Annotated in this window: 13 protein-coding genes, 1 tRNA gene and 3 pseudogenes; 13 read left to right on the top strand and 4 right to left on the bottom strand. The window is 69.4% G+C overall.

Annotation, left to right across the window (positions count from 1 at the left end):
* The first annotated feature begins 10 nt into the window (after positions 1-10).
* From M2266_RS12840 to M2266_RS12815, 6 genes and pseudogenes are all read left to right on the top strand, one after another.
* Positions 11-1,193: pseudogene (locus M2266_RS12840) on the top strand (dihydrodipicolinate synthase family protein).
* Complete coding sequence (locus M2266_RS12835) at positions 1,193-2,104, top strand: sugar phosphate isomerase/epimerase family protein (protein WP_277438320.1); 912 nt, start codon at positions 1,193-1,195, stop codon at positions 2,102-2,104. The pseudogene M2266_RS12840 and the gene M2266_RS12835 overlap by 1 nt, the downstream one beginning before the upstream one ends.
* Positions 2,105-2,428: 324 nt before the next feature.
* A pseudogene (locus tag M2266_RS12830) lies at positions 2,429-4,646 on the top strand (ATP-dependent RecD-like DNA helicase).
* Between the two features lie 124 nt (positions 4,647-4,770).
* Positions 4,771-6,060: a citrate synthase gene (locus tag M2266_RS12825; protein WP_277438319.1), complete on the top strand. Its 1,290-nt coding sequence runs from the start codon at positions 4,771-4,773 to the stop codon at positions 6,058-6,060.
* A gap of 519 nt (positions 6,061-6,579) precedes the next feature.
* Complete coding sequence (locus M2266_RS12820) at positions 6,580-7,284, top strand: SDR family oxidoreductase (RefSeq protein ID WP_346780886.1); 705 nt, start codon at positions 6,580-6,582, stop codon at positions 7,282-7,284.
* A gap of 232 nt (positions 7,285-7,516) precedes the next feature.
* Positions 7,517-8,269, top strand: coding sequence for a VTT domain-containing protein (locus tag M2266_RS12815; RefSeq protein ID WP_277438318.1), 753 nt, complete (start codon positions 7,517-7,519; stop codon positions 8,267-8,269).
* 256 nt (positions 8,270-8,525) lie between these two features.
* Here the strand turns inward: M2266_RS12815 and M2266_RS12810 are convergent, their stop codons facing one another.
* The gene (locus M2266_RS12810) at positions 8,526-9,116 is read right to left on the bottom strand and encodes a TetR/AcrR family transcriptional regulator (protein WP_277438317.1); all 591 of its coding nucleotides are present in this window, start codon (positions 9,114-9,116) and stop codon (positions 8,526-8,528) included.
* A 171-nt stretch (positions 9,117-9,287) separates the two neighbouring features.
* On the opposite strand from M2266_RS12810, the gene M2266_RS12805 reads away from it, so the two are divergent.
* Positions 9,288-11,516 carry an MMPL family transporter gene (locus tag M2266_RS12805; protein ID WP_277438316.1) on the top strand — a complete coding sequence of 743 codons (2,229 nt, stop codon included), beginning with the start codon at positions 9,288-9,290 and terminating at the stop codon, positions 11,514-11,516.
* 43 nt (positions 11,517-11,559) lie between these two features.
* On the opposite strand, the gene M2266_RS12800 is transcribed toward M2266_RS12805, so the two are convergent.
* Positions 11,560-11,763, bottom strand: a complete 204-nt coding sequence (locus M2266_RS12800) for a MarR family transcriptional regulator (protein WP_277438315.1) — start codon at positions 11,761-11,763, stop codon at positions 11,560-11,562.
* Positions 11,764-11,993: 230 nt separating this feature from the next.
* On the opposite strand from M2266_RS12800, the gene M2266_RS12795 reads away from it, so the two are divergent.
* The 5 genes and pseudogenes from M2266_RS12795 to M2266_RS12775 all read left to right on the top strand — a co-directional run bounded on the left by M2266_RS12795 (position 11,994) and on the right by M2266_RS12775 (position 14,983).
* Positions 11,994-12,311, top strand: coding sequence for a helix-turn-helix domain-containing protein (locus M2266_RS12795; RefSeq protein ID WP_277438314.1), 318 nt, complete (start codon positions 11,994-11,996; stop codon positions 12,309-12,311).
* On the top strand, positions 12,230-12,592 hold the full coding sequence (locus M2266_RS12790; protein ID WP_277438313.1) for a hypothetical protein: 363 nt from the start codon (positions 12,230-12,232) through the stop codon (positions 12,590-12,592). Before M2266_RS12795 ends, M2266_RS12790 begins: the two co-directional genes overlap by 82 nt.
* Positions 12,589-12,834, top strand: a complete 246-nt coding sequence (locus tag M2266_RS12785) for a hypothetical protein (protein WP_277441427.1) — start codon at positions 12,589-12,591, stop codon at positions 12,832-12,834. The genes M2266_RS12790 and M2266_RS12785 overlap by 4 nt, the downstream gene beginning before the upstream one ends.
* Before the next feature lie 41 nt (positions 12,835-12,875).
* A pseudogene (locus M2266_RS12780) lies at positions 12,876-13,427 on the top strand (ABC transporter permease); the annotation flags it as partial.
* Between the two features lie 95 nt (positions 13,428-13,522).
* Positions 13,523-14,983 (top strand): cellulase family glycosylhydrolase, encoded by a 1,461-nt coding sequence (locus tag M2266_RS12775; protein WP_277438312.1) that lies wholly within the window; start codon positions 13,523-13,525, stop codon positions 14,981-14,983.
* On the opposite strand, the gene M2266_RS12770 is transcribed toward M2266_RS12775, so the two are convergent.
* Complete coding sequence (locus M2266_RS12770; RefSeq protein WP_277438311.1) at positions 14,967-15,383, bottom strand: CBS domain-containing protein; 417 nt, start codon at positions 15,381-15,383, stop codon at positions 14,967-14,969. The genes M2266_RS12775 and M2266_RS12770 overlap by 17 nt on opposite strands.
* A 771-nt stretch (positions 15,384-16,154) precedes the next feature.
* On the opposite strand from M2266_RS12770, the gene M2266_RS12765 reads away from it, so the two are divergent.
* On the top strand, positions 16,155-16,955 hold the full coding sequence (locus tag M2266_RS12765) for a hypothetical protein (protein WP_277438310.1): 801 nt from the start codon (positions 16,155-16,157) through the stop codon (positions 16,953-16,955).
* 469 nt (positions 16,956-17,424) lie between these two features.
* Here the strand turns inward: M2266_RS12765 and M2266_RS12760 are convergent.
* Positions 17,425-17,500, bottom strand: a tRNA-Arg gene (locus M2266_RS12760).
* Positions 17,501-17,689: the final 189 nt, after the last annotated feature.

Below are 17,689 nucleotides of genomic sequence, written 5' to 3'. Positions count from 1 at the left end.
CGGCCGGGCCATCGGGCTCCCGGGCGCCACCGGCGAACTGCGCACATATGTGCCGCGTACCGAGCCCGTCGTCCACTCCCAGGGTGGTTCCCGGGACGGTCTCCAGGACGGTTCCCAGGGCGGCGAACTGTGCAGCCGGGTCGTCTACTCGGCCGCGCACGTCGTCGCGGATCCCTGGCGCAGCGCCCCTGACGAGCCCGCCGCCATCGACTGGGACGCCACCCTCGCCTTCCGCCGCCACCTGTGGTCGCAGGGGCTGGGCGTCGCCGAGGCGATGGACACCGCCCAGCGCGGGATGGGGCTGGACTGGGCGGCAGCGGCCGAACTGATCCGCCGCTCCTCCGCCGAGGCCCCGGGCCGTCGGGGGCCGCATCGCCTGCGGTGTCGGTACGGACCAACTCACCGCGCCCGCCGGGACACTCGCCGAGGTCACCGCCGCCTACGAGGAGCAGCTGGCCGTCGTGGAGGAGTCCGGATCGCAGGCCGTCCTCATGGCGTCCCGCGCCCTGGCCGCCCTGGCCGAGGGGCCGGACGACTACGCCGAGGTCTACGGCCACCTGCTCCGCCAGGCCGCGGAACCGGTCGTCCTGCACTGGCTCGGCCCGATGTTCGACCCTGCCCTGACCGGCTACTGGGGCAGTGCGGACCTCGACGCGGCCACGGAGACGTTCCTGGACGTCATCGCCGCCCACCCCGACAAGGTCGACGGGATCAAGGTGTCGCTGCTCGACGCCCGGCGGGAGGTGGAGCTGCGGCGCCGGTTGCCCCAGGGCGTGCGCTGCTACACCGGCGACGACTTCCACTACCCCGAGCTGATCGAGGGCGACGAGCAGGGCTTCAGCCACGCCCTGCTCGGCATCTTCGACCCGCTGGCACCACTCGCCGCCGCCGCCGTACGCACCCTGGACACCGGGGACGCGGCGGGCTTCCGGGCGCTGCTCGACCCGACCGTCGAACTGTCCCGGCACCTGTTCGGCGCTCCGACGCGCTACTACAAGACCGGGGTGGTGTTCCTGGCCTGGCTGGCGGGTCACCAGTCGCACTTCACGATGGTGGGCGGCCTGCAGTCGGCGCGCTCCCTCCCGCACCTCGCGCGCGCCTACGAGCTGGCCGACGGTCTCGGCCTGTTCCCGGACCCGGCGCTGGCCGAGGCGCGGATGCGGCAGCTGCTCGTGATCAACGGGGTGTCCTGATGAGCGCCGACGGGGGCGGCTCCGGCCGTACGTCCGCCGTCCGTGCGGCCGTTTCCGGTGCGACGGCGGGGGGTCCGACGGCCGGTGATCTGGCGCGGTTGAGCATCAACCAGGAGACCGTCAAGCAGTGGTCGCTGCCCGAGCTGGCGACGGGTTGCGCCGCACTCGCAGTGCCCGGGGTCGGCCTCTGGCGCGCGCCGGTGCAGGAGTACGGCGTCGAGCGGGCCGCCAGGCTGATGCGGGAAACCGGCCTCCAGGTGACGTCCTTGTGCCGCGGCGGCTTCTTCACCGCGAGCGATCCCGTCGCCCGGCGCGCGGCGCTGGACGACAACCGGGCCGCGATCGACGAGGCGGCCGTCCTGGAAACCGGCACCCTGGTGCTGGTTTCGGGCGGACTGCCCGCAGGAGAGCGCGATATCGCCGCCGCACGGGAGCGGGTCGCGGACGCGCTGGCGGAGCTGGCTCCGTACGCCGCCGAGCGGTCGGTCCGGTTGGCGATCGAGCCGCTGCACCCGATGTACGCGTCGGACCGGTGTGTCGTCTCCACGCTGGGCCAGGCACTGGACATCGCCGAGCGCTTCCCCGCCGAGCAGGTCGGCGTCGTCGTGGACACGTACCACCTGTGGTGGGACGACCGGGTCCCGGCGCAGATCGCCCGGGCCGGGGCGGCCGGCAGGATCGCGGCCTTCCAGCTCGCGGACTGGGTCACCCCGCTGCCCGAGGGCGTGCTGCTGGGCCGGGGCCAGCTCGGTGACGGCTGCGTCGACCTGCGCGGATTCCGGGAGCAGGTCGACGCGACCGGGTATTCGGGCGCCGTGGAGGTGGAGATCTTCAACCCTGCTCTGTGGGCGCGGGAGGGCGCCGAAGTGGTCGCGGAGATCGCCCACAGGTACCGCGAACACGTGCTCTGAAGAATCTTGAAAATATTTCTGTCAGGCGTACAACCCTTCTGGGGGGTCGCCGGTCTTACAGGCATCAAGGTTCCCGGGAGGGGTTCGGGGAACTGAGGTAGTGATATGCGCCCGAGGGGGGCTTCGGGGGTACTGGGGGGAAACGCGAAGGGGTCCGGCTCACGCCGGACCCCTTTCGCATGCCCGCGGTTGTCCACAGGCTTCCCCGGGGTGTCAGGGGCGGGCGGTACCTTCGGACCAGATCGCCGACGAGCGGCGGTCGGGCAGCAGTCGCGCAGCCGCTGGACAGCCGCGGAGTGCCGCTGGGGGAGGGGAGGCCGGCCCATGGGGGACGCGCGATTGGCCGTGCTCGAAGCCGTCCTGGAGCGGATCACCTACGCCAACGAGGACAACGGCTACACGGTCGCGCGGGTGGACACGGGCCGGGGCGCGGGCGACCTGCTGACCGTGGTCGGTGCCCTGTTGGGGGCGCAGCCGGGCGAATCGCTGCGCATGGAGGGCCGGTGGGGCTCCCACCCGCAGTACGGCAAGCAGTTCACCGTGGAGAATTACACGACCGTCCTGCCCGCGACGATCCAGGGGATACGCCGGTACCTCGGTTCCGGGCTGATCAAGGGCATCGGTCCCAAGATCGCCGACCGGATCGTGGAGCACTTCGGCACCGACACCCTGGACGTCATCGAGGGGGCACCGAAGCGGCTGATCGAAGTGCCGGGGCTGGGGCCCAAAACGGACGAAGATGATCGCGATCGCCTGGGAGGAACAGAAGGCGATCAAGGAGGTGATGGTCTTCCTCCAGGGGGTGGGGGTCTCCACGTCCATCGCCGTGCGCATCTACAAGAACTACGGCGACGCGTCGATCTCCGTGGTGCGGAACCAGCCCTACCGGCTGGCCGCCGATGTGTGGGGCATCGGGTTCCTGACCGCCGACCGGATCGCCCAGGCGGTGGGGATACCCCATGACAGCCCGGAGCGGGTCAAGGCGGGGCTCCAGTACGCGCTGTCGCAGGCCACCGACAGCGGGAACTGCTTCCTGCCCGAGGAGCAGCTGCTCTCGGACTCCGTGAAGCTGCTGCAGGTGGACGCCGGACTGGTGATCGACTGCCTCGCGGAGCTGGTGGGCGAGGAGGGCGTGGTGCGGGAGTCGGTACCGGATCCGGAGGGCGGTGATCCGGTGCGGGCGGTGTACCTGGTGCCGTTCCACCGGGCGGAGATCTCCCTGGCCGGTCAGCTGCTCAGGCTGCTGCGGGGCCCGGAGGACCGGCTGCCGTTGTTCCAGGACGTCCAGTGGGACAAGGCCCTGACCTGGCTGGCGGGCCGCACCGGCGCGGACCTGGCGCCGGAGCAGCAGCAGGCGGTGCGGTTGGCGCTGACCGAGAAGGTCGCGGTGCTCACCGGCGGGCCCGGCTGCGGCAAGTCCTTCACCGTGCGCTCGGTCGTGACCCTGGCGCAGGCGAAGAAGGCCAAGGTGGTGCTGGCCGCGCCGACCGGCCGCGCCGCCAAAAGGCTGTCCGAGCTGACGGGCATGGAGGCGTCGACCGTGCACCGGCTGCTGGAGCTCAGACCCGGAGGTGACGCGGCCTACGACAAGGACCGGCCGCTGGACGCGGACCTGGTGGTCGTGGACGAGGCCTCGATGCTGGACCTGCTGCTCGCGAACAAGCTGGCCAAGGCGGTGCCGCCGGGCGCCCACCTGTTGTTCGTGGGGGATGTGGACCAGCTGCCGAGCGTCGGCGCCGGCGAGGTGCTGCGGGACCTGCTGGCCGACGGCAGCCCGGTCCCGGCCGTGCGGCTCACCCGGATCTTCCGCCAGGCCCAGCAGTCGGGGGTGGTGACCAACGCCCACCGGATCAATTCCGGGGTTCCGCCGATCACCCAGGGCCTGCCGGACTTCTTCCTCTTCCCGGAGGAGGACACCGAGGAGGCGGGGCGGCTGACGGTGGAGGTGGCGGCCCGGCGCATCCCCGCGAAGTTCGGACTCGACCCGCGCCGCGACATCCAGGTGCTCGCCCCCATGCACCGCGGCCCGGCAGGCGCCGGCGCGCTGAACGGTCTCCTCCAGCAGGCCATCACCCCGGCCCGCCCGGATCTCCCGGAGCGCAGATTCGGCGGCCGCACGTTCCGCGTCGGCGACAAGGTCACCCAGATCCGCAACAACTACGAGAAGGGGGAGAACGGCGTCTTCAACGGCACGGTCGGCGTGGTCACCGCGCTGGACACCGTGGAACAGAAGCTGACCGTGCTCACCGACGAGGACGAAGAGATCCCGTACGACTTCGACGAGCTTGACGAGCTGGCCCATGCGTACGCGGTGACGATTCACCGCTCCCAGGGCAGCGAGTACCCGGCCGTGGTGATCCCCGTCACCACCGGGGCATGGATGATGCTGCAGCGAAACCTGCTGTATACGGCCGTTACCAGGGCGAAACGCCTGGTGGTTCTGGTCGGGTCGCGCAAGGCGATAGCCCAGGCGGTACGTACCGTCTCGGCCGGTCGGCGCTTCACGGCCCTCGATCACCGGCTCTCCCAGGGCGCGAAATAGGCACTCCGTGCCATGTTTCGGCCCTATGGCCGACCCCGAGTGCACGCGCCAGTGCCAAATGGGGGACAGTGGACCTAGTCAGGGCACCTCGAAGAAGAGGCAAAACCGTCGGTGAGGGAATGACGTGAGCGACAACTCTGTAGTACTGCGGTACGGGGACAGCGAGCACAGCTACCCGGTGGTCGAAAGCACTGTCGGCGACAAGGGCTTCGACATCGGCAAGCTGCGCGCCGACACCGGTCTGGTCACCCTGGACAGCGGGTACGGCAACACCGCGGCCTACAAGTCCGCGATCACTTTCCTTGACGGTGAAGAGGGCATCCTTCGCTACCGCGGTTACCCCATCGAGCAGCTCGCCGAGCGTGGCAGCTTCATCGAGACCGCGTACCTGTTGATCAACGGTGAGCTCCCGACCGTCGATGAACTTTCCACCTTCAAGGGTGAAATTACTCAGCACACGCTGTTGCACGAGGACGTCAAACGGTTCTACGACGGCTTCCCGCGCGACGCCCACCCGATGGCGATGCTGTCGTCCGTGGTCAGCGCGCTGTCGACGTTCTACCAGGACAGCCACAACCCGTTCGACCCGCAGCAGCGCCACCTGTCCACGATCCGGCTGCTCGCCAAGCTGCCGACCATCGCGGCCTACGCGTTCAAGAAGTCCGTCGGCCAGCCGGTGGTCTACCCGCGCAACGATCTCGGCTACGTCGAGAACTTCCTGCGTATGACCTTCTCGGTCCCGGCCGAGGAGTACGAGCTGAACCCGGTCGTGGTGGGTGCGCTCGACAAGCTCCTGATCCTGCACGCGGACCACGAGCAGAACTGTTCGACCTCGACGGTCCGACTGGTCGGCTCCTCGCAGGCGAACCAGTTCGCCTCGATCTCGGCCGGCATCAGCGCCCTGTGGGGCCCGCTGCACGGCGGCGCCAACCAGTCGGTGCTGGAGATGCTCGAGGGCATCAAGAACGACGGCGGCGACGTCGACGCCTTCATCCGCAAGGTGAAGAACAAGGAAGACGGCGTGAAGCTCATGGGCTTCGGGCACCGCGTCTACAAGAACTTCGACCCCCGGGCGAAGATCATCAAGGCTGCGGCGCACGACGTCCTCTCCGCTCTCGGCAAGTCCGACGAGCTGCTGGACATCGCGCTCAAGCTCGAGGAGCACGCGCTCAGCGACGACTACTTCGTCTCGCGCAAGCTCTACCCGAACGTGGACTTCTACACGGGTCTGATCTACCGCGCCATGGGCTTCCCGACCACCATGTTCACGGTGCTCTTCGCGCTCGGCCGGCTCCCCGGCTGGATCGCGCAGTGGCACGAGATGATCAAGGAGCCCGGATCCCGTATCGGCCGTCCGCGCCAGATCTACACGGGCGTCGAACTGCGGGACTACCTTCCGGTCGAGTCCCGCTGACCAAAAGCTGCCCGCCCGGCGGCGAGCGGCGGCGTAAGCCGCCGCGACGCCGCGGCGGACAGCTCGCGGAGCATGAGCGGAGCACGAAGAGCAGGGCATGAAGAAGCGCCCCGCGCTAGATCCCCCCACGGGTCCGGCGCGGGGCGCTCCCGTCCCCCGGAGCGGATCCCCCCACGGGTCCGTACCGGGTGCTGGGTGACGCGCTATGCCGGGACGAGAAAGTCCGAGAGGGCCGCTCAAGCTCTCCGGGCACCTTCGCCCCGGCGACGCGATTGGGCCGTCCCCCAAGACGACCCGCTCTTTCATCTCACCAACGCTCCCCGGGAGCGTGGTGTTCCCTTCCATAGACCCACGAGTGACGGTAATGGTTACGTTCCATTCGGTGTGATCTACGTCTCTTTTTGGGCGCCCGCCCCACTCGCAGCCCTGAACGGCCGATCCCGTAGCGTGCTGTCACTTCTCGAGGGGCGGAGCGCATGGCACAGAACGAGGCAGTGGGCCGGAACATCGTGGTGACCGGTGGCGGTACGGGCACGCCGGTCCATCGCGACCCGGCTCGCCGGGTCGGGGGACCGGGTCACGATCGTCGGCCGCCGCCGTGAGGTGCTCCGGGCCACCGCCGAGGAGCTGCGCGGCGAGCACGGACTCGACGTCACCCCCGTCGACTGCGACCTCGCCGACCCCGACCAGGTGGAGGCGGCGCTCCCCCGGCTTCCGGACCGGGTCGACGTGCTCGTGAACAACGCCGGCAGCCGGGAGCTGTCGACCGGGTCGGGCCCCCGCGGGGTGCGGGCCCGCTGGCGCGGGGACTTCGAGCGCAATGTGCTGACCGCGGTGCTGCTGACCGAGTCCCTGCGGGACCGGCTCACCACGGACGGCGGCCGGGTGATCACCGTGACCTCGGTCGCGGCGCTGCGCGGCGGCGGTTCGTACGGCGCGTCCAAGGCCGCCCTGCACGCCTGGAACCACTCGCTGGCGGCCCAGCTCGGCCCGCAGGGCGTCACCTGCAACATCGTCGCCCCGGGAACCGTCGCCGGCACCGAGTTCTTCGGCGCCCGGCTCGACGACGCGGAGCTGACACGCCGGGCCGGCCGCACCCTCGTCGGCCGGGTGGGTCGCCCCGCGGACGTGGCGGCCGCCGTGGTGTTCCTGGCCTCGCCCGAGGCGGGCTTCATCACGGGCGAGATCCTGCAGTGCAACGGCGGTGAACTGCTCGGCCGGTAGGAGGCGCTCGGCGGAGGAAGGGGCCGCACGGACCTCGATGCTCCGCACGGTCCTCGGTACTCCGCGGGGCCCTGGCGGTTCCCGGTCCTGCGACCACAGGTGGAGGCGGACCGGTCCCTGGGGATGACGTGATCCTGGCAATCCCCTGGGAATCCCCCCATCAGCACGAAACTCTCTTGCAGCGCTCCAGTCGCCCCTGCCAGCTTGGACGGGAGGGAAGAGGGGCAGTCCGATGGACGTTGCACAGCTTGTGTCGTCACTCGACTTCACCGCGGGTCTCGTCGAGCACCTGCGGGGTGGAAACGTTGCGTGGGCCTACGTGCTGCTGGGCGCGACCACGCTGCCGCCGCTCGTGCCCAACGTGGTGCTGCTGGTCACCGGCGGAGTGCTGGCTGCCCAGGGCCGGTTGGACCTCACCCTCGTCCTCCTGGTCGTCGCGCTGAGCGCGCTGGTCGGGGACATGCTGATCCACCGCACCGGGCGGGCCGTCAGCGGCCGCGTCGTGTCCCGTATCCACCGCAGACCGCGGCAGGCAGCCCTGTTGCGGTGGGCCGCGCTGCGCATACAGCGGCATGGGGTGCCCTTCGTCATCGCGGTGCGCTTCCTGCCGAGCGGACGCCTGATCGGCGGCCTCGCCGCGGGGGTCGTCCGCTATCCGGCACGGCGCTACCTGGCCGGAGCGGGTGTGGCCGAGGCGGTGTGGGCCACGTACTCCGTCGGCGTCGGCTACATCAGCGGCCGCGCGGCCTCCAACTCGCTGTACGCCGTCGGCCTCGGCCTCGGTGTCTCCCTGCTGGTCGCGGGCGTGGGCGTGCTGGCCCAATGGGCCTCGCGGACCAGGGAACGCCGCCAACTGCCGGGTTCCGTTCCCGCGGCCCTGCCGGCCGCCGGTCTGCCGGCGGCCGCCTTCGTTCCGGCCTCTGCGGCCCGGCCGGCGAGCGTCCTGGACGAGACCTTCTGCGAAGCCGCCGGCCGGGGCCACTAAAGGGTGTTGCGCCCTAAGGGGTGTCCCGTAATCTCTGGCGGGCGCCCGACGACAGCTACGACACCTCGCTGCGTTGTCGGAACGCCCGAATACATCCGGTATGCGGGTGCCCCTCCGCCGTGCGATGGACCGCATCTGACGCCGCGCGCTGCTCCACCAGGGATTACGGGACAGCCCTCAGCCGCCCGCGCGGCCGTCCCGGGGACCGCGCCGGCGGTGTGCCCGGGGACCGCGCCGGCGGCGTTCCCGGCGCGGCTCAGTGGTGGCCGAGCGGTGGGCGGGACTCGGTTCCGACGTACGGGGCGAGGTAGCGGTACAGCAGCCCCTTCAACTCCTCGATGTACGCGTTCCGTTCCGCGCCCTGCTGCGCCAGGACGAGCTCGAGACCCGTCTTGAACACGGCGAACGCGATCTCGGCGATGCGGGCGCGGTCCGCGGCCGAGAGCAGCGGCGCGCGCAGCTCGATCAGCCGGTCGACCCGTTCCAAGAGCGAGGCGTGCAGCTGGTCGTGCCCGTCGGTGACCTCGCCCGGGATGTCGGGACCCTTGATCAGGGCGAGGAACGCCGGGTTGGCGCAGTTGAACTCGATGAACGGGTCGAGGATCCGGTCGATCATCTCGGAGAGCGGCAGCGCGGCGTTCTCGGGTGTGAAGACCAGGCCGTGGGCCTCCTGCATCTGCTGGATGAGCCGGCCACCCAGTTCGACGGCGATGGCCTCCTTGTTGGGGAAGAACTGGTAGAGCGTGCCCGGCGAGACACCGGCTTCGCGGGCGATGGCGTTCGTACTCGCGGCCCGGTAGCCGGACGTGCAGAACACGCTCGCGGCCGCTTCCAGCAGCTGCGTCACCCGTCGCTCCCCGCGCGCCTGGCGACGGCGCGGCTTCTCCTCCACCTCGGACACGTGTAGGCCCCAATCATGATTGACAAACACGAGTGACCGCTCGCATTCTTGAAAACGCGAGTGGCTGCTCGTGTTTTTCATTCTAAGCTCGTTCTACGGGGAGGGGACACCTCAGTGATGCCCGATGTCAACCGCGAGAGCGCCGTCGGGGCCTGGACCCGGGCGGTCACCGCCCGGCCCAGGCTGACGCTGCTGCTCGCGCTGCTCTTCACCGCCCTCGCCGTGGTCGCCGGCAGCGGTGTCGCGGACCGGCTGAGCGGCGGTGGGTGGGAGGCTCCGGATTCGGAGTCGTCCTACGCGACCAAGGCCCTGGAAGGGCGCTTCCCCGCCTCACAGCCCAACCTCGTCCTGCTGGTGGACAGCCGAGGGGCGGGTGTCGACAGCCCGCAGGTGGCCGCGGCGGGACGCGATCTGGCCCGCAGGCTCGCCGCTGACCCCTCCATCGCCGGCGTCACGTCGTACTGGGGCACGGGGGCGCCCGCGTTGCGGGCGAGGGACGGGGGCGAAGCCATGATCGCGGCTCGGATCGTGGGTGGCGACGATGCGGTGGGCGCCGCGGTCGAGCGCATAGCGCCCGCCTACCGGGGCGTTCAGGGTGCGGTGGACGTACGGATCGGCGGAGTGGCCGCGGTCCGGCACGAGCTGCAGAGCACCATCGAGGAGGACCTGCTGCGCGCCGAGATGATCGCGCTGCCGGTCACGCTCGTGCTGCTGGTGATGGTCTTCGGCAGCGCGGTTGCCGCCCTGCTGCCCCTCGGCGTGGGCATCATCGCGATCCTGGGGACGAACGCGGTACTGCGCCTCATCACGTCCTTCACCGACGTGTCCCTCTTCGCCCAGAGTCTGACGACCGTGCTCGGGCTGGGGCTGGGAATCGACTACGCCCTGTTCATCGTGCGCCGCTTCCGCGAGGAGCTCGCGGACCGGGACGATCCGCTGGGAGCGGTGGGCGCGACGCTGCGCACCGCCGGTCGCACGGTGCTGTTCTCGGCGCTCACGGTCGCCGCTGCGCTCGCGGCGATGCTGCTCTTCCCGCAGTACTTCCTGCGCTCCTTCGCCTACGCCGGGATCGCGGTGGTGCTGCTGGCGGCCGGCGCCGCGCTGATCGTGCTGCCCGCGGCCCTGGTGCTGCTCGGGCACCGGGTCAACGCACTGGACCTGCGCAAGCTGTGGCGGCGACGGGTCCCCGCCGTGGAGCCGCGCGAGCCCGGAGCCGGGTACGCGGCGCTTGCCCGGCTGGTGATGCGGCGTGCTCCGCTCTTCGCCGTAGGTGCCACCGCGGGACTCCTCCTGCTCGGACTGCCCTTCCTGCAGGTCCAGTTCGGCACGGCCGATGATCGGCAGCTCCCGGCCGGAGCCGAGTCGCACGCTGTCCAGCAGCACATACGGGACGATTTCCCCGGCAAGCCGGGCAGCGGCATCACGGTGCTCGCCGAGGGAAGCCTCGATCGGGACGCGCTGGCCGGATACAAGGGGAAGCTGGCCGCGCTGCCGGGAGTCATCACCGTCGACGGACCCTTCGCCTCTCCTTCCGGCGGTGCGGCGTACCTCACCGTGCTGCCCCGGACCGAGGCCGTGGACGCGGCCACCCAGGATCTGGTGGGTGAGATCCGAGCGGTGGACGCCCCGTTCAGGACCTCGGCGACCGGCCAGGCCGCCGTCCTGGTCGATGCGCAGAAGGCCATAGCCGACCGCTTGCCGTGGGCGGTCGGAATGATCGCCGTCGTCACCCTCCTTCTGGTGTTCCTGTTGACCGGAAGCGTGGTGATACCGCTGCAGGCGGTGCTGCTCAACGCGCTGAGCCTGACCGCGATGTTCGGAGCGGTGGTCTGGGTGTTCCAGGACGGACACCTGTCCGGGCTCCTGGGGTTCACCGCGACGGGCAGCATCGAGACCACTCTCCCGGTCCTGATGTTCTGCCTGGCCTTCGGACTGTCGATGGACTACGGGGTCTTCCTGCTCTCACGCATCAAGGAGGAGTACGACCGCAGCGGAGACCATCAGGGAGCGATCGTCTTCGGCGTGCGGCGTACCGGCGGACTCATCACCGCGGCCGCGGTGATCCTCGCGGTCGTGATGGTGGCCATCGGGACCTCGCGGGTGGCCAACACCAAGATGCTCGGCCTCGGTATCGCCCTTGCCGTCCTGATGGACGCCATGGTGGTCCGCACCCTGCTCGTCCCGGCCGTCATGCGACTGACCGGTAAGGCGACGTGGTGGGCGCCGCCCGCGCTGCGCCGGTTCCATGACCGGTTCGGCATAAGCGAGGGCGGCGGGGGAGTCGCGCCGGAGACGGCTCGCGTTCCGCGGCGTGATCAGGAGCGGGACCCCGAGCCGGTCCGGTAGCCGACGGCCGGTCAGGGGCCGGTGCGGGGAGACGTCGTGGGTGTCAGTCAGGGTCCCGGCGGCCCCGGTTTCCGGGCCGCCGGGAACTCCAGGCTCGAATGGTGTCGGCGTACCAGAAGGGTCTGCCGCTCTCCACGACATCCGGAGAGGGCAGGTGCCCGTGCTTGCGGTACGAGCGCACGGTATCGGTCTGGACCCGGATGTGTGCGGCGATCTCTGCGTACGACCACAGGGTTCGGTCGGTCATGTCACGCACCTCCCTACGGTGGGGTGGCTGTTGATCAGTAACCCTTGTCCTGTGAACGATTTGTCCTGAGGGGCGCATGGGCCTGTTGATCGTCTGTGACACGGAACCCGCGTAATAGTGACAAACGTGGCAGACAGGTGACGATCGGCACCAGGGCAGGGCTAACCCCCGTGGCTGTTCGCGGGGCTGCGCCAGTGCACAAGTGAGTGTGCACAGACCACTGTGTACGCATGCCGAAGCAACGACAGATCAAGGAGATCGGCGATCTCGGGGCGCTCAAGGCGCTCGCGCACCCCCGCCGTCAGCAGATCCTCGAACATCTGGCGCTGCATGGGCCGGCCACCTCGGCGACCCTTGCCCGAGCCCTGGAACTCAACACCGGAGCCACCAGCTACCACCTGCGGGAGCTGGGCCGGCACGGCTTCGTCGAAGCGGCCGAGGGGACGGGTAAGGGGCGCGAGCGCTGGTGGCAAGCGGCGCCCGCCGACCTGTGCTTCCCGCGACGCCCGAGCAGAACGAGGAGATGCGGCCGGTCGTCGACGAGATGAACCGCCTCGCGTTCGCCGCCGACCTCGCGCTCTTCGAGCGCTCCCAGCGCGAGATCGAGGGCGTATGGGCGGACGGTCAGCGGTATTCCCGAGGGTCCATCCAGGTGACCCTCCCCGAACTGCGGGAGTTTTTCGAGGAGTACATCGCCCTGGTCAACCGGTACAAGCGGGCCGACGGCGAACTACCGGAGGGCGCACGGAACGTGCTCACCCGCTTCCTCACCTTCCCGGCACCGGCAGACGACCCGACCGACGACACCATGAACGGGGGCCCCTCATGAACTCCTTCACCCTGGACAGCGACCGCCTCGCGGTCGCACCTGCCATCCGGCTGGAAGCCGTCACCAGGACCTACGGCCGGGGTCCCCGTGCCGTACGCGCTCTGGACGCGGTCGACGTCACCATTCCGCGCGGCTCGTTCACCGCGGTGATGGGACCGTCCGGATCGGGCAAGGGCCGTGACGACGAGCCCACCGCCGACCGTGTGGCCGAGCGTATGACGCGCCTGGGAGCGTGGTCCTGATGGTGCGCTACGCACTGCAGACCCTGCGGGCCCGCAGGGGCGACCTGATCGCGCGACATGTCGACAATCCGCTCGCATCGGCCGTCCTCGTCGCCACCGACGGTCGCGCGGACCGCGCGGCACTCGATGCGGCCGTGAAGGGGTTCCCCGGCGTCTCGGTCCTCGACCACGACGAGGCGGGAGAGGTCCAGGCCGAGGTCCGGCAGTCCAACGCCGAGGTCAACTACCTGGCGATGGCCCTGGTGCTCGCCTTCACCGCCATCGCGGTCGTCAACACGCTCGCGATGTCCACCGCGGACCGGTACCGCGAGTTCGCGCTGCTGCGACTCGTGGGTACCACGCGCCGGCAGGTGCTGCGGATGGTGCGGCTGGAGGCGTTGACGGTCGTGATCCTCGGGGCGGTGCTCGGCACCGCGATAGCCGTGGCCACTCTGACCGCGTTCAGCGTGGGGATGACGGGAACTGCGGCTCCGCGCCTCGACCTCGCCGAATACGCGCTGATCGTGGCCCTGGCGGCGGGACTCGCCCTGCTCGCCACCGCCGTGCCGGGCCGGCTCGCGCTGCGGGTCCGGCCGTCCGAGGCCATCGGCTGACCGCCAGGAAGTCCCGTTCGAGCCCTTGCTCCTGTGATGGCTACCGGAGAGTATCGGCAGCCATCCGTACGGAGCCCGAGCCTGAGAGGTGGGCCATGCGCCTGCGCCGTACCGTCATCGCACTCGCCGTCAGCGCCGCCCTCCTGGGCGCGGGAAGCCTCCCCGCCACCGCTCAGGCCGGCCGAACCGCTCCCGTGGCGACCGGCACCGTCACCACACCCGACGGCCGGACCTATCTCGCCGACCGCCAGGGCCGCGCAATGCAGCTGCACGGCCTCAACCTCGGCAAGACCGACACCGTCACTGAAGCCGGTATCGCCGAGCTGGCCGCCGGCGGCTTCGACCTCGTCCGTCTCAACATCCAGTGGCAGAAGGTCGAACCGGAGCGCGGCCACTACGACACCGCCTACCTGCGCTACCTCGACCGGGTCATGGGCTGGGCGGACCGGTACGGCCTCCTGGTCCTGGTCGACTGGCACCAGGACGTCTTCGGGCCGGCCTTCGGCTTCAACGGCGTCCCCGCCTGGGCCACCCGCACCGACGGCATCCCCTACGAACCACTGCCCGGCGACGACTGGTTCGCCAACTACTTCCAGCCGGCGGTCGGCGCGGCCTTCCAACACCTCTACGACGACACCGATCTGCGGTCCGCCCAGACCGCCGCCTACACCAAGGTGGCCGTGGCCCTGCGTGGCCACCGGTCCCTCCTGGGCTACGACCTGTTCAACGAACCGTTCGGCCCGTTCAGCGGTGATCCCACCGACCCGGCCACGCAAAGGGAGAACTCCGCCGCGATGGAGCGCGGCCGGCTCGCCGACCTCTACCGGCGGCTGATCGCAGCTGTCCGCGCGGCCGATCAGGACGCCTGGCTCTTCGTCGAGCCCACCGTCCTCATCGGCCAGGGCGTCCCCACCCAACTCCCCGGCTTCAACGATCCACGACACGGCTCCGACCGCATCGGCTACGCCCCGCACTACTACGACACCGCCGTCGAGAACGGCGCCGACTGGGATCCCGCCGACGGCTTCATCGAGGCCTACGAAGCCGTCGTCCGCGCCTATCCGGCCGCTCACGGCATGCCGGTCCTGGTCGGCGAATGGGGTCCCGCTCAGGCCACCGGCAGCGGCAACGCCGAGCTGATACGCCGCCAGACGGCGTCCATGCGGGGCTTCGCCACCGGCTGGGCGCTCTGGTACGACTGCCACGCCGCGAACGGCGGTGGCTACTGCGCCTACGACGCCGACGGCCGCCCCGCGCCCGGCAAGGAGCCTGCGTTCGCCGCCTACGCGCCGGCGATCGCCGGGACGCCCGGAGCCGAGTCCTACGACGCCGCCACCCACACGTACACCCTCGCGCTGACCACCACGGCGGTCTCACGGCGCGCCTGGACAGAACTGCGGCTGCCCGCCGCGGCGTATCCACACGGCGCCAGGGTGTCCGTCACCGGCGCCCGCAGAGCCGTCGTCCACCAGGCGGCGGGCACAGCCCGCGTTCTTCTCCCGGAGATCCCAACGGGCCGCCACGTGACCCTGACGATCACTAGTTGGCGCGGATAGCCGCCGCCAGCGCTCCGGCCTCGGCCGCGCCCAGCTTGCGGGCGATGTCGGCCTCGCTGATCATGCCGACGAGCGTGTCGCCGTCCAGCACGGGAATCCGGCGGACGCGCTTGGCGGCCATCGCGGCGACGACGCTGTCCGTGTGGTCATCGGCCTTGGCCGTCAGCGGCACCCCGTTCATCAGCTCGGCGGCCCGCACGGCCGACGGGTTGTGCCCCGTGGCAACACACCGCAGAACTATGTCCCGGTCGGTCAGCACACCCCGCAGCCCGCCGTCCGAGTCGGTGATGGCCAGCGCGCCGATGCCCGCGTCCCGCATCCGTTTGGCAGCCACGTCCAGCGTCTCGTGCTCGGAGATGCTCTCCACACCCTTGTGCATGATGTCGCGTGCAGTCGCCACGGAAACTCCGTCCATCGCAGGTATGCCCCCGCATCGACGCTAGGCGAGCCCGCCCCGCCCTGCATCCGGAGCCACCCCCGGCTCGCCCACAAGACTGGCCCCGCCCCGCAGCCCCCGAAACCCACCACAGGGCCGAATGGGTACGTCCCGCGCTGGAGCACGATGGTGGCGACCTTTTGTTCCGAGGAGACAACGGAAGATTTCCAGGCCCTTCCGCATTCGCCGCTCAGGGGAGCAGGTGCGCCACGAGGCGGGACTGCCCGTCCGGTGGTAATGCCAAGGATCAGCTTGCACACCTCGATGACGAGTCGCAGAATGGAAAGCAGGAAAGACGCACGACTGTCACCATGCTTGGACCGGTACGTCGACTGCGATCGGTGTCGGGTCCGTGGAAAAGCTGGGCGGCCGACCGGCGGAGCGGAATTGTTTCCTGACCATCTTGTGGCATGGGGGACTGTCATGTCCTGGATCAGCTCTGAAGCTCGATCGCAAAGAAGAGCTGCCAGACAAGAGAAGCGTGCTTTTCAAAGCTTCGCGTCCTCGAGATGGCGTGTCTCGTGTGAGAATCGATCGGATTGGATGATCAATCAGGCAAGAATGGCCATAGCCGTCCGAGGTGGCCAGATTGACCCGGAAACGGAAGACGTTGTAGGAGATACAGCCCAAGAATACAAACTCCTGTATGACAGTGTTGTATATAACGCAACGAGATCCATACAGGCTGCGCAAACTAAAGGGCTTCAGCTTTGGCGATACCCGGGATATGCGGACATGGCCATCTCTCGCATGCAGGCGGCTGACACCGCCCTGGTCGGCCTGCTACCGGATGCCATGTTTGCGGGGGAGCTTCCCAGAATCCGGGACACGGTCCAGCATTACCTGCCTGTCGATGACCCACGACGCCAATATCTCGAGGATCCGGCCCAGTACGACGCAAAGCACCCAGACCCGGCTGGAATTGTGCCGGCTAACGTTGCGGCTGGGACAGGGCCGGACAAAGGGGCCGGCCGTTATCGGATAGAGGGTGCACTGCGGGGGGCGTATGTAACTAATGGATTCACGCGTGGCCGCCTCCGGCAGTTCAACAAGATATTGCTTGTTGCGGCCTTCGTGCTGATGGGTTTGACTCTTCTCCTGGGTTTCATTGATGCGAGCTGGCCTTCCAGTTTGACATGCACGAAGGCGTTGAACGGGGTGGGCGAAATATGCCCACTGGGAAGTAGCAGCAACCCAAGCGATGTTTTCATCGTCGAACTGATCGGAGCGGCCGGCGCGGCGATGTCGGCCGTCGTCTCACTGTCTCGCTCCCGGAGTGTCGAAGACCCCTACATGGTTCATGTCGCACAGGCGGTTTTGAAGGTCTCCCTAGGTGGCATCACGGCCGTTCTCGGGCTGCTACTGCTCTTCGCGGCGCCCGGCATCCATTTGGAGTCGCAATGGCAGATACTTGCCTACGCGGTAATTTTCGGGTATTCGCAACAATTGTTCACTCGACTCGTCGACAGTAAAGGTGAAGAACTGCAGAAGGCGGCTTCTCCGACAACCAAGCAGATGTCGTCGCCAGACGGCTGATCTCCGCTACGGCAAGAGTGGGATGGCCCCGCCGTAGCTCGCCGGGTCGCCCTGTCGCCGGGTCGCCGGGCCAGGTGGGCTGGACAGGCAAAGCCCCCTCCGGCGCGGTAGATCGGCTCACGCGATGGGGTGCGGGAACGTAGCAGGGCTCGAGCACGGCGTCGATGGCGACGGGCGGGGTCGACGCGTGCCGGGACACGGACTGCGGAGGCGATGCTCCGCCCGAGCGGCGCCCTTGCCGTGGAGCGAAGCTGGGGTCCCTACCTGCCGGCCATGGCCAGGAGTGGTCGCGTCAGAACTTCGCCGCGTATTCGCCGCGGCCACCCGCGGGAACCCGGTCACAGCCGGGCGCAGCCGCCAGGCACTTGCCCTGAGGAGCGGTTGGTGCCCGGGGCGTATCCGCTGCGGCGTCCCGGCGCTGACCTGGGGAAAGGTTTCCCCTTGGGCGTACGCCGGGCGGGTGGTGCTGTGGTGCCCCCAGCAGGACTCGAACCTGCGGCCAAGTGCTTAGAAGGCACCTGCTCTATCCACTGAGCTATGGGGGCCGGACAGTGGCCGCGGCTGTCTCCGCCCCTGGGTGGTTCCGTGACCTGGCCGGGGTCAAGGATAGGGCGCGGTGGACCGGCTACCGGTTGCTTCACCTCCGTGACACGTTGTGGAGGTTCAGTGAAGCGGTCCGATAATCGCAGGCAGGTAGGAATGCTGCACCGCTTTTTCCGCCTCAGTCGACGGCT

Source organism: Streptomyces sp. SPB162 (assembly GCF_029504575.1).
Classification (GTDB): domain Bacteria; phylum Actinomycetota; class Actinomycetes; order Streptomycetales; family Streptomycetaceae; genus Actinacidiphila.
The sequence above is the reverse complement of the archived record's forward strand: the minus strand, read 5'-3'. Positions and strand labels throughout refer to the sequence as shown.